This is a genomic window from Bradyrhizobium sp. (genome assembly GCF_030697065.1).
Classification (GTDB): domain Bacteria; phylum Pseudomonadota; class Alphaproteobacteria; order Rhizobiales; family Xanthobacteraceae; genus Bradyrhizobium.
Genome location: NZ_JAUYQU010000297.1, coordinates 1 through 1,869, shown reverse-complemented (window position 1 = coordinate 1,869; position 1,869 = coordinate 1). Strand labels below are relative to the sequence as shown.

Annotated in this window: 2 protein-coding genes and 1 pseudogene; 1 reads left to right on the top strand and 2 read right to left on the bottom strand. The window is 62.4% G+C overall.

The window, feature by feature from the left end:
• Positions 1 to 377: 377 nt before the first annotated feature.
• Positions 378 to 1,022: pseudogene (locus Q8R73_RS23705) on the bottom strand (magnesium chelatase domain-containing protein); the annotation flags it as partial.
• 90 nt (positions 1,023 to 1,112) lie between these two features.
• Positions 1,113 to 1,451, bottom strand: a complete 339-nt coding sequence (locus Q8R73_RS23700; protein WP_305721974.1) for a KTSC domain-containing protein — start codon at positions 1,449 to 1,451, stop codon at positions 1,113 to 1,115.
• A 255-nt stretch (positions 1,452 to 1,706) separates the two neighbouring features.
• Between Q8R73_RS23700 and Q8R73_RS23695 the strand changes: the two genes are divergently transcribed.
• A partial coding sequence (locus Q8R73_RS23695; RefSeq protein ID WP_305721975.1) for a Flp family type IVb pilin occupies positions 1,707 to 1,869 on the top strand: 163 nt, incomplete at its 3' end.

Here is a 1,869-nt window from a genome sequence, read left to right as displayed (position 1 = left end):
GATCCCTTTTCTAGGCTTTGGCAGTTTGAGGGTAGCCTTGGGGCGTGGCGAACATGGTTTTGGGAATGCTAGTACAACTGCGTTCATTGTAGTCCTCGTGTGGCGTATGCACGTAGGGCGCAGCTCCGCAATCGCGGGCTCGCGCTTTTCGTACAACTGATGGAACGCCACTCGGGGGCATTAGATGTGGCCCTAGCCACGCCCGGTTACCGGCTGAAATGCAGGTCGAGGGAACAACTCGGACAATTCCGAGTGCTGCCTTCATAGCAAAAATTACCAATATTCGCCACAGAAAGAGTGTGGAGAGAATTTTTTCCTAGCCTCAGTTTAATTGGACTTCATATGAAAATCATTGGTCCAATTTCGATTGGACTGCTCATTAGCAGATGATGGCCGCCGGCCGCCGCGATCTCGAGCGCGCGCTTGGCGCTTTCCTGGCCCTTGATGTCGCGCAGGTCGAGCCGGTTGATTTCGGCCTCGTGCACTTTCGGCTGCGGCCGCGACAGCACCTGGGTGCCCTTGAAGTGGTTGGCGATCTGGATCAGCGAACTCGCCGCCACGATCTGGATATCGGGGCTGGCCCAGGCCGCCTCGGCGCCGCAGGCGGCGGGACATATCAGGCCCTCGTCGCGCGAATTGGCGCCGATCGCCGCGGGCAGCACGCCGGCGACCGGCGCGATCGATCCGTCGAGGCCGAGTTCGCCGAGCACGGTAAAGCCAGCCAGCGCGTCCGGCGGAATCGCCCCGATCGCCGCCATCAGGCCGAGCGCGATCGGCAGGTCGTAATGGCTGCCTTCCTTGGGCACGTCGGCGGGCGCGAGATTGACGGTGATGCGGCGGGCGGGCAGCGCCAGACCCGAGGCGATCAGCGCCGAGCGGACCCGCTCCCGGGCCTCCGACACCGCCTTGTCGGGCAGCCCGACAATGGCGAAGGCCGGCAGACCGGGCGCGACCTGCACCTGCACGTCGACCGCGCGGGCCTCGATCCCCTCAAAGGCTACGGTGGAAACCCGCTGGACCATGCCGACCTCTCCCAAGCGAGAGGATAACGGAACCCGGGGATGGGATCAAGAACATTCAGGGAACATCCGGATCCAGGCCGCGCCGCCCGGTCAATGGCGCGGCATTCCCCGTACCCTGCACTCATACCGCCCGCCCAATTCATCGCCCGCAACATTCCGCCTGAAAAACTGCCCCATCGACGGTGCGGCCATCAGGGCGTCGAACGTCGCCGGCGATAAATCGCAATACTGGACGTAGGTGCCTCTGACGCTGACGATCATGCTGGCCTGCGCGGGATCGTAACAGGCGCGCTGGATCAGCGTGCTGCGCGGGGTGTCGCGGCATTCGTAGGTCGCGAGATCGACCGCGCCGCGCTTCCTGACCTCGACCGTCTCGGAGCCGAACCCGGCCGTCAGCAGCAGCGCGATGAAGGTGGCCGCTCCGATCATGCCGCCTCCGTCCGGGCTTCGTTGCAGGGTTGATGGGTAGGCCATTGAACCACATTCGGTTCAGGTTCGAAATCGCTTCAGGCGGCGCGCTCGGGGCGGCCACGGCCGGGCAGAGCGGCCCGGTCACCCGAGCGGCATGATGAAGAAAGACTTTCGTTAACCGAAAAAATTGGAGGAAATTTAGTGTCCCTCGGCAAAGTTCCCATGATGGAACTCCGGGAGAATCCCGGTGTCTGGTGATTTCAGGAGGTAGAATTGAAACGTCTCATTTCGCGGTTTTTTGCCGATCAATCCGGCGCCACCGCCATCGAATACGGTCTGATCGCCGCCGGCATCAGCCTGGCCATCATCGCAGCGGTCAACGGCCTCGGCAGCACCCTCAATACCTCCTACACGTCGATCAACACGTCGCTGAAAT